At 71.2% G+C, this 13965-nt stretch carries 11 protein-coding genes and 1 pseudogene; 4 read left to right on the top strand and 8 right to left on the bottom strand.

Annotated features, from left to right (window positions below; translation table 11 throughout):
• Positions 1 to 297 precede the first annotated feature (297 nt).
• From ACH4U8_RS31205 to ACH4U8_RS31185, 5 genes are all read right to left on the bottom strand, one after another.
• On the bottom strand, positions 298 to 1350 hold the full coding sequence (locus ACH4U8_RS31205) for a hypothetical protein (RefSeq protein WP_395781672.1): 1053 nt from the start codon (positions 1348 to 1350) through the stop codon (positions 298 to 300).
• A gap of 725 nt (positions 1351 to 2075) precedes the next feature.
• Positions 2076 to 3314 carry an ABC transporter permease gene (locus tag ACH4U8_RS31200; protein ID WP_360315630.1) on the bottom strand — a complete coding sequence of 413 codons (1239 nt, stop codon included), beginning with the start codon at positions 3312 to 3314 and terminating at the stop codon, positions 2076 to 2078.
• Positions 3311 to 4081, bottom strand: coding sequence for an ABC transporter ATP-binding protein (locus tag ACH4U8_RS31195; RefSeq protein WP_379992842.1), 771 nt, complete (start codon positions 4079 to 4081; stop codon positions 3311 to 3313). Before ACH4U8_RS31195 ends, ACH4U8_RS31200 begins: the two co-directional genes overlap by 4 nt.
• Positions 4078 to 5424: a peptidoglycan-binding protein gene (locus ACH4U8_RS31190; protein WP_395781671.1), complete on the bottom strand. Its 1347-nt coding sequence runs from the start codon at positions 5422 to 5424 to the stop codon at positions 4078 to 4080. Before ACH4U8_RS31190 ends, ACH4U8_RS31195 begins: the two co-directional genes overlap by 4 nt.
• 10 nt (positions 5425 to 5434) lie before the next feature.
• Entirely contained in the window at positions 5435 to 6010 is a 576-nt protein-coding gene (locus tag ACH4U8_RS31185; RefSeq protein WP_379988697.1) for a hypothetical protein, read from the bottom strand.
• Positions 6011 to 6209: 199 nt separating this feature from the next.
• Between ACH4U8_RS31185 and ACH4U8_RS31180 the strand changes: the two genes are divergently transcribed.
• The 3 genes and pseudogenes from ACH4U8_RS31180 to ACH4U8_RS31170 form a co-directional block, all read left to right on the top strand.
• On the top strand, positions 6210 to 6863 hold the full coding sequence (locus ACH4U8_RS31180; RefSeq protein ID WP_360325159.1) for a response regulator transcription factor: 654 nt from the start codon (positions 6210 to 6212) through the stop codon (positions 6861 to 6863).
• The gene (locus ACH4U8_RS31175) at positions 6860 to 8230 is read left to right on the top strand and encodes a sensor histidine kinase (protein ID WP_395781669.1); all 1371 of its coding nucleotides are present in this window, start codon (positions 6860 to 6862) and stop codon (positions 8228 to 8230) included. The genes ACH4U8_RS31180 and ACH4U8_RS31175 overlap by 4 nt, the downstream gene beginning before the upstream one ends.
• Before the next feature lie 54 nt (positions 8231 to 8284).
• Positions 8285 to 8461 (top strand): annotated as a pseudogene (locus ACH4U8_RS31170) (ABC transporter ATP-binding protein); the annotation flags it as partial.
• An 82-nt stretch (positions 8462 to 8543) separates the two neighbouring features.
• On the opposite strand, the gene ACH4U8_RS31165 reads toward ACH4U8_RS31170, so the two are convergent.
• Complete coding sequence (locus ACH4U8_RS31165) at positions 8544 to 9092, bottom strand: TetR family transcriptional regulator (RefSeq protein WP_360319711.1); 549 nt, start codon at positions 9090 to 9092, stop codon at positions 8544 to 8546.
• 289 nt (positions 9093 to 9381) lie between these two features.
• On the opposite strand from ACH4U8_RS31165, the gene ACH4U8_RS31160 reads away from it, so the two are divergent.
• Positions 9382 to 10173, top strand: a complete 792-nt coding sequence (locus ACH4U8_RS31160) for an SDR family oxidoreductase (RefSeq protein ID WP_360319709.1) — start codon at positions 9382 to 9384, stop codon at positions 10171 to 10173.
• A 63-nt stretch (positions 10174 to 10236) separates the two neighbouring features.
• Here ACH4U8_RS31160 and ACH4U8_RS31155 read toward each other — a convergent pair whose 3' ends face one another.
• Together ACH4U8_RS31155 and aceE are read right to left on the bottom strand one after the other, a co-directional pair.
• Entirely contained in the window at positions 10237 to 10794 is a 558-nt protein-coding gene (locus ACH4U8_RS31155) for a DUF4291 domain-containing protein (protein WP_360319707.1), read from the bottom strand.
• A gap of 366 nt (positions 10795 to 11160) precedes the next feature.
• The gene (gene aceE, locus ACH4U8_RS31150) at positions 11161 to 13839 is read right to left on the bottom strand and encodes a pyruvate dehydrogenase (acetyl-transferring), homodimeric type (protein ID WP_395781667.1); all 2679 of its coding nucleotides are present in this window, start codon (positions 13837 to 13839) and stop codon (positions 11161 to 11163) included.
• Between the last annotated feature and the right edge of the window lie 126 nt (positions 13840 to 13965).

The raw sequence follows: 13965 nt of genomic DNA, 5'->3' as shown, positions 1-13965 counted from the left end.
GACGAAGCGGAGCACGAAGTGGCGGACTCGACGTGCCTCGGACACACCGGAAGGACGCCCGGCGGGGTACCTCGACGGTATCCAGCACCCGGAACGGCACGCAATATTGGTCTGGACCTCTGCCCCGCCGGCCCATCGACGGGCACGCCGCCCAAGTCCCGTCGGCGCCGATCCCACACCGAGCGAAACAGCAGCCGGGAGGCCAGCCGGCCTGCCCCTCCCCGGCCGCAAGCGCAGTGAACCCCGTGGTGCTTGTCGGGTGGCTTCGGCCCCGGACGTGGGGGCGCGCCGGTGGGGTCAGGCGTTTTCGCGGGTGCGGGTGGGGGCCGGTTCCGAGGCGGGGGTGGGGACCGGGTCCGGGGTGGGGTCGGGGCGGGTCGTGCGAAGGGCGCGAAGGCGGGCGCCGGGGGCGGCGGCCAGTGCGCGGAGGCGGGCGCGGGGGGCGGCGGTCGAGGTGGCGAGGCGGGCGCGCGGGGTGTCGGTCCAGGCCAACCAGCGGGGGCGGGTGTGGCCGGCGAGCAGGCCCAGGACGATGGCGGCGCCTACCGCGATCAGGTGTTCGCGACCGGCCAGGTTCGGCAGGATGATCGACTCCAGGACCATCGAGCCGCCGGTGATGGTGAAGAGTATGGGTGCGCGGTGGATGACCGAGAGGTACGTGAACAGGCCGACCACCGCCGCCGACGGACCCGTGTCCAGCACGTGCGCGGCAGACGAGGGCAGGCCGAGTGCGTGGTCCGGACCGATCGCGATCATGACCCTGGCCCCCATCGTGCCGGCGAGGGTGGTCACGTAGGCGACCATCAGCGTGCGACCCGCGCCGAGCGAGAGCTGGGCGATGGCGAACGCGAGGAACAACTGCGTGATGCCCGCCCAGACCGGCAGGTTCAAGGCCGGCACGAACAACGACACCGGCGTCCGGAGCAGCGCCAGCCACAGCGGCAGGTCGGCACTCACGCCGCCGACGAGCCGGACCACCGTCTTGCCCGCCGGCGTCTGCCCGATCGCGTGGAAGAAGATCACCGCGGAGCTGGCCACGACCGCGAGGGCGAGCCCCTTGCCGCGGCTGCGCCACAGTTGGCGCACCGGATCCGCGACGATGCCGCGCCACTCTCCGCACAACGTCCGCCACAGGAAGAGCAGCAGTTGCCAGGGGGCGGACCACAACCGGCCCCGCCAGTCGCGTCGCGTGGTCTTCGCGTCGTCGCCGGCCACCGGAGCCTGCACGGCATCCCCGGCCGCGGTCTCGGCGGCGACCGGCACCCGGGCCCGCGTGAGCGTGCCGGTCGGGGCGGATCCGCCGGCGACACCGTCGCCGTCGTCCCGGCAATCGTCGAGAACGCGCAACACTGCTGATCAACCCCCAACGACTCGTCGAGTCCGACGGCCACGGACCCGGGCCGGTGGCGATGTGGCGTTCACCACGCCCTGCCCTCGGCTGCGCCCCCCGATTACGGGGACACGACACACCGTCGGTGGATTGACGCTGGGCGGACGCTCCGCGGTTGCGACATTTTCCGGTCGGCCGGGCGATGCGAGGTGGTGAACCGCTTTCCGCGTCAAAGATTACCGACCGCCGGCGCCGACCATCGTCAACCCAATCGATGACTTCACCATGCCTGCGTCATCATCTGGTCGTACGTATCCCCTCCGCTCCCATGCCGACCTGCGCGGACGCCGATTGCCCGGCGTGGCCGTGCCGATTGCCCGGTGTGGCGACGGCGATTGCCCGGTGTGGCAACCGGCATGGTCCGGCAGACCTACGGCCGGGCGGGCCCGGAATCGGCCCCGGATCGGCGTAAATCGCCTGGTGGGGAGTCGAATGCCCGGTGGGGGGTCGGGAGTGCGGAGCGGAGGTTCGGACACGATGAAGCCGCCCGCTCGTGGATGGTGAGATCCACGAGCGGGCGGCTTCGCCGAGGGCGAGAGGGTGGGCAGGCGCGCCGAATGCCGGTAGTCGTCCCGTGCCAAATCTTGCCCAGGTAGTGCCCAGGTTTTGCCCAGGTTCCACACAGGTGGCTTCCGACGAGGAGCCGAACCGCCCCGATCCGCCACTCTCACCCTCAGCCTCACCCTTACCCCGAGCTGAGTGCCTCCGTCGGGGGCAGTCGTGCCGCCCGGCCGGCCGGGTACAGGCCGGCGAGTGCCCCGATCGCCACCGATGCCGCGACGCCGCCCAGGATGGCCGGCCACGGCAGGACCAGTGGCCAGCCCTGTGCGTGGGCGTAGCCGCTGGTCACGATCAATCCGAGCACCACGCCGGCGACGCCGCCCAGGCCGGAGAGGGTGACCGCCTCGGTGAGGAACTGGAGGCGGATCTGGCCGCGACCGGCGCCCAGGGCTCGGCGCAGGCCGATCTCCTGGCGGCGTTCGAGGACGGAGATGACCATGGTGTTGGCCACGCCGACCCCGCCGACGAGGAGGGCGACGGCGCCCAGGCCGACGAACAGTGCGGTGAAGGTGTTCTTGGCGGCGAGTTGTGCCTCCAGCGCGTCGGAGGGTCGGCTGACCTTGACGCCGGCGGGGTCGGCCGGATTGGCCGTCGCCGCCAACACGTTGCGCACGTCGTTGACCGCGTTCTCGGCGGAGCGCTCGTAGATCCGGGTCGGATGCCCGTCGAAGCCGAGCAGGTCGCGGGCGGCCTGCCAGCCGACCAGGGCGGAATGATCCACCTCGGGGGCCAGCGGCACCTTGGCCAGGACCCCGAGCACGGTGAACCACCGGTCGCCGATCCACACCTGCCGATTCGGCCCGTCGACGCCGAGCAGCTCGGCCGCCCGCGCGCCCAGCACGACCGTGGGATAGCGCGAGTTGGCCGCGTTGAACCACTGCCCCTTCGCCACCCGGCCGCCGATCGTGGCGAGCAGATCCTCGCGGGTCGCGGCGACGGTGATGCCCCCGGTCACCCGCGGATCGATGCGGTCGGTGCGCCGCACGCTCCGCCCGTCCAGTTGGGCGGTGGCGCTGGCGGAGGTCACCGGGCCGATCCGGCGCACCATGTCCACCGCGTCCTCGGGCAGCGGCACCTTCCCGCCGAACATCGAGTCCCCCGGTCCGACCGAGAGCATGTTCGTGCCCAGGCTGCGGATCTGCTCCATCAGCCGCGCCTGGCTGGCAGTGCCGATGCCCAGCACCGCGACCATCGCGGCGATGCCGATCGCGATCCCCAGACCGGACAGGACCGCGCGCATCGGCCGACCGCGCACCCCGAGCAGCCCGACCCGCACCACGTCGACCGGTCCCAGCCGCGCGGTGTCCGGCAACGGCAACGGCGCAGGCCGGCCGACCAGGGTGTCCCGGTCCGTCGTCGTCATCCGTGCACCCCCACCGGCAGCGCACCGGAGACACCGCTGTCCGCGTGGATGCGGCCGTCGAGGATCTCCACCCGACGCGGCAGCGACCGGGCGATCCCCGGGTCGTGCGTGATCACCACGATCGTGGTCCCGTCTTCGTGCAGTTCGTGCAGCAGTCGCATCACCGTCGCCCCCGAGCGCGAGTCCAGCGCGCCGGTCGGCTCGTCCGCGAGCACCAACGCGGGTCGGGCGACCAACGCGCGGGCGATCGCGACCCGTTGCCGCTCGCCGCCGGACAACTCGCGTGGGACGTGGTCGAGTCGACCACCCAGGCCCACCCGGGCCAGCGCGTCGGCCGCGCGTTCGCGCCGCTCGCGTACCGGAATCCCGTGGTAGTAGAGGCCATTGGCCACGTTGTCCACCGCGGTGAAGTGCTCGGTGAGGAAGAACTGCTGGAACACGAAACCGATCCAGTTGGCCCGCACACCGGAGAGCTGACGGTCCTTCAGCCGCGCGACGTCGTGCCCGAGCAGCCGCACCACCCCCTCGGTCGGTCGGTCGAGCGTGCCCATGAGCTGCAGCATGGTCGACTTCCCGGAACCGGACGGCCCGACCACCGCCAGCAGTTCGCCCGCCCCGATGGTCAGATTCGCGTCGATCAACGCCCGCACCCCGCCGGGGTAGGACCGGCCGACACCGTCGAGTTCGATCACCGGTGGGGTACCGCCGGTGCTGCCGGGCGGGAGGGATTCGGCCGTCTTGCGCGATGCCGCGCGATGTCTCCTCATGCCTTGGGCACCCCGACCTTCAGTCCCTCGGTCACGCCGTCGCCGGTCACCTCGACCCGGCCGTTGGCGAACATCCCGAGTTCGACCTTCAACAGCCGGGTACCGCCGCCGGGTTCGACCGCCTCGACGCCGTAGCCGCCCTCGGTGAGCGCGAGCAACGCGTTGACCGGGACGGTCAGCACACCCTTCTTCTCCTTCCCGGTGAAGCCGACGGACACCGGCGCGCCGTCCAGGCTGCCCGCGTCCTTGGGCTGGTCGAGCGCGATGTCGACCGGGATGGTGGCCTTGTCCTGGCCCTGTGGGCCGCCCTGCGACTGGTCGCCCTCCTTGGCCACCGTGCCGACCTGGGTGATGGTGCCGCTCGCGGTCTTGCCGCCGGGCAGGCCGACCTGGACCTTGGCGCCCTTGCTCGCCAGCGTCTGCTTGTTCACCGGCAGGTTCACGGTGACCCGACGGCCGGTGCCGCTCGCCTTGAGCAGCGGCCCCTGCGACGTCGATCCCAGGACCCCGGTGACCTCGCTGACGCGCACCGAGTCGGGCAGCACGATCGCGTCGCCGGCGTCGAACCGGCCGGTCTGCTTGTGGCCCATGTCCTTCTGCCACTTGCGCACCGCCGCGGCGGTCGTGTCGGTGAACTTCTCGTCCACGGTGAACCCGCCGTAGCCCAGCGCCTGCAGGTTCTGCTCCAACTCCCTTACATCCACACCCTTTTCGACACCCACGTACAACGCCCGCCAGAACGGCGTCTCGCCGTAGAACAACGGCACCTTCGTCCCGTCCCGGCCGTACACCCGGTCACCGCGCGACAGTGTGTCGCCGATACCCGGGAGCCAGGTGATGGTCCCGGGGCTCGCGTTGTTCCCGGAATCCGGGGGCGAACCGCCCTGGCCGCCGCCCGTTCCCGCGCCGGGCCCGGAACCCGGTGCGGGGCCGCCGCCGGGGCTCTGGGTCGGCCCGGGAGTGCCGCCGCCCTGCGGTTTGTTCGGGTTGTTGCCCGCCGACGGGGGCTCCTTGTCCGGTCCGGGTGCGGCCGCGTTCACGGAGTACGTGCCGGCATAGCCGAGCTTGCCGTCCACGCTCTGCCGGTCGACCAGGTCCGCCCGGGTCACCGGGACCGCGTCCAGCTTCGTGCGGTTCGCGGAGGCCCCGGAGTCACCGTCGCCGTCGGAGAGCAGTACGGCCGCCGCGCCGCCCGCCGCGGCCAGCACCAGTGCCGCGGCCACGGCCCGCCGACGCCGACGACGCCGGCGCTCGCGCGGATACGCCGAGCGGTCCGGCTCGACGGGTGCCGAAGCCGGCTCCTCGTCGTATTCGTACTGCTGTGGAGTGTCGATCGAAACCACGAGGCCGCCCCTACTTCTTCTTCGTCAGCGGCGGAACCTTCTTGTTGCACAACTCCATCGCCTTCGTGACCTTGTCGTCGCCCGCGTCGAGGGTGATCCCCATCGAACCGTCGCCCACGTTCACGCCGTTCTCGCGCAGGCAGTCCATGTGCTTGGCCTGCCACTCCTTGTACTTGGGGTCGTTCGGGTCGAAGTCGCTCTTCGGCTGGAACTTCTCGCACGCCTTCATCGCGTTCTCGGTCTTCGACGCGTCCTGCTCCGCGGGCATCGCCTGCATCCGCATCGCGCCGCCCTCACCGGGCTCCGGGTCGGGCATGTCGACCCCGTGCTCGCGCATGCAACCCGCGAACTTGACCATCTGGTCCCGGCGTTCGCCGTCGTCACTCTTGCCCGAGCCGGCCTGGCCACCGCTCGACTCGGCCTTCGCGCCGCCACTGCCGCCGCCCGAGGCCACCTTGCTCTTCGGTGAGCCGCCGTCGTCGCCGCAACCGACCGTGGTCAACGCGAGACCACTCGCCAGGACCACCCCGACCGCCAACCTCAGCGCCAGGGGCCGCCCCGATCCCGTGCGCCCGAACCTCGTCATCACTGCCGCTCCCGCCTGTAGGCGTACCGTCGCTGGTGTGGTCACCCCTCGCCGGTGCGGCGAGGGGTGCGACAGCAGGTCTACGCGGCGGCGGGTTACCCGGCCGTCTCCCGAATTGGTTATCCGGAGCTAACACGGGGTCGCGTATAAACGATGAGGTTGGTGCCCACCACCCGGCCCGAAGCGGAGCGACGAGACCTTGCGAGTCCTGGTTACCGAGGACGAGGAACTGCTGGCCGACCTGATCGCCCGAGGATTGCGCCGGGCGGCGATCGCCGTGGATGTCGCGTACGACGGCGACAGCGCGCTGGAGCGGCTCACGGTCAACGACTACGACGTCCTGGTACTGGACCGCGACCTGCCCGGCACGCACGGCGACGACGTGTGCCAGGCGGTCGTGGCGGGTCGGCTGCGTACCCGGATCCTGATGTTGACCGCCGCCGGCACGGTTCCCGAGCGGGTCGCCGGGTTGCGGCTGGGTGCGGACGACTACCTGCCCAAGCCGTTCGAGTTCGCCGAGTTGTTGGCTCGCGTCCAGGCCCTGGGCCGGCGTGCCGCACCGGCGGTACCACCGGTGCTGGAGAAGCACGGCATCGTGCTGGACAACGCCCGCCGCCAGGTCACCCGCGACGGGGAGTACATCCGGCTCGCGCACAAGGAGTTCGCCGTGCTCGCGACCCTGATGGCCGCCGACGGCACGGTGGTCAGCGCCGAGGAACTGCTGGAACGAGTCTGGGACGAGAACATCGACCCCTTCTCCAACACCGTGCGGGTGACCATGTCCAAACTGCGCGCCAAGCTCGGCGACCCCCAGGTCATCCGCACCGTGCCCGGCTCGGGATACCTGATATGAGCGGCCTGCGGATACCGGGTGCGGGCGGCCTGGTCGGCAACGCGCGGCTGCTCGCCAAGGCGGTGTTCAGCCGACCGTCGGCACGGGCCCGGCTCGCGCTGATGTACGGCGGCGTGTCGCTCGTGGTGGGCACGGTGTTGTTGGGCATCGTGTACTGGTTCGTCGACCAGCGGTTGTCGCAACGGTTGCCGACGGCGATGGCCAGGACATTCGCGGCGGACTCCCCGTATCAATACGACGGGGACGGGGCGGTGAGCGGTGTGTCCCAGCCCGCGCAACTGGTTCCGGGTACACCGATCCAGATCTCCGTGATCCCCGCCGAGACGATCCGCCGGGTCACCGACACCGGCCAGGACGTGACGATGAGTCAGCTGCTGACCGTGTTGGGCGCGGCGCTGCTGCTGCTCGCGGCGACCTCGATCCTGGTCGGCTGGTGGATGTCCGGCCGGGTGCTGCGTCCGGTGCACAGGATCACCGCGACGGCACGCCGACTGTCCGAGCACAATTTGCACGAACGCATCGCGATGCCCGGCCCCGACGACGAACTCAAGCAACTCGCCGACACCTTCGACGGGATGCTCGACCGACTGGAGAAATCCTTCGACAGCCGACGCCTGTTCGTCGCCAACGCCTCACACGAACTGCGCACCCCACTGACCATCCAACGCACGGCCATCGAGATCGGCCTCGCCGACCCCCACGCACCACAGGACATCATCGACACCCGCGAACAACTGCTCGCCCTGAACCGACGCACCGAACGCCTCATCGACGGACTGCTCAACCTCGCGGTCAGCGAACGCGGCAACGCCCACGCGTCCCCGGTCGCACTCGACGAACTCACCGCCGACGTACTGCGCCACACCCGACCCGCCGCCGAACAGGCCGGCATCCGAGTCGACGCGATCCTCGCCGAGAGCGTCGTCTCCGGCGACCCGCTCCTCCTGCGCCAACTGGTCACCAACCTGGTCGAGAACGCCGTGCGACACAACCACCCCGGCGGTCACGTCACGGTCGGCGTCTCCGCCGGCTCCCTCCGCGTCCGCAATACCGGCCCCCTCATCCCCACCGAGCACATCCCCGAACTCTTCGAACCCTTCCGCCGGTTCCGCCCCCACCGCACCGGCTCCGCCCGAGGCACCGGCCTGGGCCTGTCCATCGTCCAAGCCATCGTCCACGCCCACGCGGCCCAAATAACCACCACAGCCAACCACCACGGCGGCCTGACCATCGCCATAGCCCTCCCGAAGCCCCCCTCACCCCAGCCGGCACTTGAGCCCCTGCAACCCGGCCGGCGCTCGAGGCCACCCCGAACCAACCAACGCCCGACACCGGCCGAGACCGAATCCAGCCCGGCCGGCGCTTGAGGCCGCGCACGACACCGGTCCGGTGTGCGTGGCGCATCCCGGTGGACCGGGGATCGACCCCCGGCCGCCCTGCGCCGGGGCAGGACCACCGTGGTGATCACCGGCAGCCCCGCGTTCCCGGACGCCGCCGACCGCGTCCTGGTGCCGGACGACGGCGCCGTCGTGGCCGCCGACACCCATCGCAATCTGCCGGCCGCCGACGAGCACTACCGCGCGACCGTGGCCCGCTGACCAACGGCCGCACTCCTGCCGCAGCAACACACGAGACACACACCGCGGACCCAGCCGAGCGCTTGAGGCCGAACCCCCGACCTCACGTGCCCAAAAGCCCCCCATCGGCGACCCGCAACAACGCATCGGCCACGACCTCCGCAGCGTCCACCCCACCCCCGCTCGCCGAGGCCCACCGCCACATCGCCACCCGAACCGCCACGTTCGCCGCCCCCGCGGCCAGGTCCACCGCCAATGCGTCCACGTCCCCGCTCCGAGCCGCAATCACCGGCCGCAACCGTGCCTCGCAGTCGTGGTGCACGCCCAACCACACCGCCCGCAAAGCCGGATGTGCCTCCGCAGTCCGCAGCACGACCCGCAATTGCGCATCGTCGACCCCGTCCACCTCTCGCGCGTGCCGCATCGCCGCGCGATAACTCGTGGTCATCGCCTCCAGCAGCCCGACCCCCGGATCACACGCCGCCAGCCGCTCCACCCAGTCCGCGATCCCGGCCGACAACACCGGCGCGACGGTCTCCTCCTTGCTCCGGAAGTACCGGTAGAAGGTCCGCAACGCCATCCCGGACGCCTCCGCGATGTCCTCCACGGTCGTCTCGTCGAACCCGCGCTCCGCGAACAACCGGATCGCCACCCGCGACACCTCGGTGCGGGTATCGGCCTTCCGCCGCTCCGTCAACGAAGGCCGCCCCACCCGGGCGGCCCCACCCCGCCGAGCCGCACCCGGCACCTGATCCGAACCGACCGAAGCAGCATCCATCGGCCCAGTCTAATGCCCGCCCGGGGAATTAATGGCACAACGTGCACGTTAGGCGTAACGTGCAGAAAAGCGGGTACCAAGCGCGGATACCCGCCGTGTACCAAGCGCGGATACCCACCGCGACCCAACGCGGATACCCACCGCCCGGAAAGAAGGCACTCATATGAACCGCTTCGACACCCGCCGCGTCCTGGTCACCGGCGCCGGCTCCGGCATCGGACAGGCAACGGCCCTGCGACTGCTCCGCGAGGGCGGCCGGGTGGTCGCGGCCGACGTGGTCGCCGACGGCCTCACCGGCACCCGCGAACGCGCCACCACCGAGGGCACCGCCGAGCGCCTCACCACCCTCGTGGTCGACATCGCCGACGAGACCTCCGTAGCCGAAGGCGTCCGTACCGCCGTAGCCGAACTCGGCGGCCTCGACGTCCTGGTCAACGCCGCCGGCATCCTGCGCGCCGAGCACACCCACCTGACCTCGCTCGACCTGTGGAACAAGATCATCACGGTCAACCTCACCGGCACGTTCCTGGTCACGCGCGAGGCGCTGCCCGCCCTCCTGGCCGCCGGCAACGGCGTCGTGGTCAACTTCAGTTCCACCTCGGCGGCCTTCGCCCACCCCTACATGGCGGCCTACGCGGCAAGCAAGGGCGGCATCCAGTCCTTCACCCACGCGCTCGCCCTCGAATACGGCAAGCAGGGGCTGCGCGCCGTCAACGTCGCCCCCGGCAGCATCAAGTCCGGTATCACCGACGCGACTTCGGGCTACCTCCCGGCGGACACCGACTGGGAGCTGTTCGCCAAGCTCTCCCCGATCCTGGCCACCGAACTCGAATCCGGCGGCGCCCCGATGGCCGGCCCCGACGCCATCGCCGGCGTCGTCGCGATGCTCGCCTCCGAAGACGGCGCCTTCATCACCGGCACCGAAATCCGCATCGACGGCGGCACACACGCCTGACCTCCCTCGGCGCACCCCGCCGCATGCGAACCCGTACCCGCCATCCGCGTCCCTCGCCCCGGCTCAGCCGTCCGCGCCGACCCGCCGGGCGAGCGACGCGGGTAGCGGGTACGGCTTCTCCACCGGCAACAACCGCCGGGCCTGGTCGACTCGGCCGTCCTTGACCAACCCGGCCACCCGCCGCACCAACGGCGTCAGATCGGTGATGCCGACGATCCACTCGTCATTGAAGGTGCGGATCAGCCCGCGCCCGATCCCGACCTGAATGCTGTAGTGGTTCAACGCCGCGCCCCGCAAGGACCGTTCCGGATCCCACTGCACGTGCACCGCGGCACCCGCCACCGACCCCTCGGTCGACACCGCCCGCCCGAGCGCGTGCTCGAACCCGGCCCGACCGATCCGCACGGCCAACACCCGTTCCTGGCCCGCCTTGCGCCCCCAGTCACTGCGATGCATCAGCCAGCAGAACGACGGCTTGACCCACGTCATCCGCCCGAACGAGAACGGCGCCACGAACCGCCCCTCCCGCAAAGCGGGTTCGGCAACAGCCGGCGCGTACGCCTGATAGACCACCACCGAAGCGGCATCGAAGTCGGCCCGAACCTGCCGCAACATCACCATGCCGACCCACGCTGCCGGCCACCCCCACCCCCGGCCACCGGTTTCAGCACCCCACCCACTCAGCGGCCGACGTACTCGAACACCCCACCATCCGGGCGCCCCGTCACCGCCCCCGCCCATTCGGCGTGGCCGTCCACGAACGGCCGACTTCGACGGCGACGGCAAGGCCGACCTCTGGGCGCGCGCCGCCAACGGCAACGTCTACACCTTCCCCGGACAGGTCCCCGACAACAACGGCAATACCTTCGGCCCGGCGCAACTCATCGCCGGTAGCTGAACCGAGGCAACGATCGGGGCCGTCACCGCACGACCGTGGCGGCCCCGAACCCGCCCCCTTCGGCGGGCGTCCGGTCTGCCGGGCGAAGGTCAGTCCCCTGCGCGGCCGTAGCGGCGTATCGCCTCGGCCGGCAGGTCCGGCTTGATCCGGCCCTGGTGGGCCAGGGTCGTCAGGGTACGGATGGTGATCGCGGGGGCGTCGACGGCGAAGTGGGTGCGGGTGGCGGGCCGGGTGTCGGAGAGGCCGAAGCCGTCCGTGCCGAGGGATGTCCAGTCCTGGCGGATCCAAGGGGCGATCTGGTCGGGGACGGCCCGCATCCAGTCGCTCACCGCCACCACCGGGCCGGTCGCGTCGGCCAATGCCCGGGTGACGTAGGGGACTCGGTCCTCGCCGGCGGCCAGCGCCTCGCGGCGCAGTTCGGTCCAGGAGGTCACCGACCACACCTGCACGGGCACCTGCCAGTCCTCGGCGAGCAGCCGTTGCGCCTCCAGGGCCCATCGCACCGCCGTGCCGCTGGCGAGCAGTTCGGCCGCCGCGTCCGGAACGGGCGCGCACAGGTGCATGCCGCGCAGGATGCCCTCGACGGCGTCCGGACTGGGCATCGGCGGTTGCGGGAGCGGCTCGTTGTACACGGTGAGGTAGTAGAAGACGTCCTCTCCGGTGGGGTGTTCGGCCGTCGCGGTCGTCATCCGACGCAGACCGTCCCGGACGATCACCGCGATCTCGTACCCGAAGGCCGGGTCGTAGGACACGCAGGCCGGATTGGTCGACGCGATCAACTGCGAGTGGCCGTCAGCGTGTTGCAGCCCCTCGCCGGTCATCGTGGTACGGCCGGCGGTGGCGCCGATCAGGAAGCCCCGACCCATCTGATCGGCCAGCGCCCACAGTTGATCGGCGACTCGCTGCCAGCCGAACATCGAGTAGAAGACGTAGAACGGGATCATCTGCTCGCCGTGCGTGGCGTACGCGGTGGCCGCCGCCGTGAACGAGGCGACCGCGCCCGCCTCGGTGATGCCCTCGTTGAGGATCTGGCCGTCCACCGCCTCCCGGTAGGACAGCAGCAGTTCGCGGTCCACCGCGTCGTAGGTCTGCCCGTGCGGCGAGTAGATCCCGGCGGTCGGGAACATCGACTCCATCCCGAACGTGCGCGCCTCGTCCGGCACGATCGGCACCCAGCGCCGGCCGACGACCGGATCGCGCATCAGCTCCTTGGCCAGTCGCACGAACGCCATCGTGGTCGCGATCTCCTGCCTGCCGGACCCCTTGAGCAACGCGGCGAACGGCGCCTCCCCCAGCGCCGGCGGCTCCGGCAGCGGCGTGAATCCGAGCCGCCGCGCCGGTACCGGACCGCCGAGCACCCGGCGGCGCTCGGCCAGGTAGCGGGCCTCGGGCGAATCCGGCCCCGGGTGCAGGTACGGCGGCAACTCGCCGTCCAGGTCGGCGTCCGACACCGGCAGGTCCAGCCGGTCGCGCATCACCCGGAACTCGTCCTGCCGCAGCTTCTTCATCTGGTGGTTGGCGTTGCGCGCCTCGAAGCCCGGTCCGAGCGTCCACCCCTTGACCGTCTGCACCAACACCACGCTGGGCCCGCCCCGATGCTCGATCGCCGCGCGGTAGGCCGCGTGCACCTTGCGCGGTTCGTGGCCGGCCCGGGAGAACCCGACCAGCTCGCCGAGCCGCGCGTCGTCCAAGTGCGCCACCACCCGGCGCAGATCGGGTGTGCCGCCGAACAGGTTGTCGCGGATGTAGGCGCCGTCGGCGGCCGAGTAGGTCTGGAACTGGCCGTCGGGCGTGTGCTCCAGGCGGCGGATCAGCTCACCGTCACGATCGCGCGCGAACAGTTCGTCCCAGTCCCGACCCCACAGCGCCTTGACCACATGCCACCCGGCGCCCGCGAACACGCTCTCCAACTCCTGGACCACGCGCCCGTTTCCGCGCACCGGCCCGTCCAATCGCTGGAGGTTGCAGTTGATCACGAAGACCAGGTTGTCCAGTTGCTCGCGCGCGGCCAGGGTGAGCGCGGCGGTGGCCTCGGGCTCGTCCATCTCGCCGTCACCCAGGAAGGCCCACACCCGGCTTTGCGAGGTGTCCTTGATGCCCCGGTGGTGCAGGTAGCGGTTGAACCGCGCCTGGTAGACCGCGGCCAACGGCCCGAGCCCCATCGACACGGTCGGGAACTCCCAGAAGCCGCCCAGGGATCGCGGATGCGGATAGGACGGCAGCCCGCCACCGCCCACCTCGCGGCGAAAACGGTCGAGTCGATCGGCCGTCAGCCGCCCCTCCAGGAAGGCCCGGGCGTACACCCCGGGCGACGCGTGCCCCTGGAAGTAGATCTGATCACCGGGCCCACCGTCGGCCCGCCCCCGGAAGAAGTGCTCGAACCCGACCTCGTACAACCACGCCGCCGACGCGTACGTGGCCATGTGCCCGCCCAGCCCGAACCGGCTCGCCCGGGTGACCATGGCCGCCGCGTTCCACCGGTTGTACGCGGTGATCCGCTCCTCCAGGTCCACATCGCCGGGGTAGCTCGGCTCGGCCGAGGTGGGCACGGTGTTGACGTAGGGGGTGCGCGTCACCGGCGGCAGGTCGAGGCCGCGGTGTGCCGCGTGTTCGAGCAGGCGGGCCAGCAGCAGCCGGGCCCGGCCCGGGCCTGCGGCGCGGACGACGGCGTCGAGCGACTCGGTCCATTCCGCGGTTTCCTCGGGATCCCGGTCGGGGAGCTGGTCGAGCTGCCCGGTCGGGGTACGGCCGGTCGTGTGGTGTGACATCCGGGCCGCCCTCCTTCGTATCGGTGGAGCTTCCGGGTGCGGGCTTCCGGGGAAGTCGGGAGCTCCGCGGCGAAGCCCTTCCATTCTGCGCAATGATCGATCATTGCGCAAAAGTCGGGTCCGCGT

This window comes from Embleya sp. NPDC020886, assembly GCF_044333915.1.
GTDB lineage: Bacteria > Actinomycetota > Actinomycetes > Streptomycetales > Streptomycetaceae > Embleya.
The sequence above is the reverse complement of the archived record's forward strand: the minus strand, read 5'-3'. Positions and strand labels throughout refer to the sequence as shown.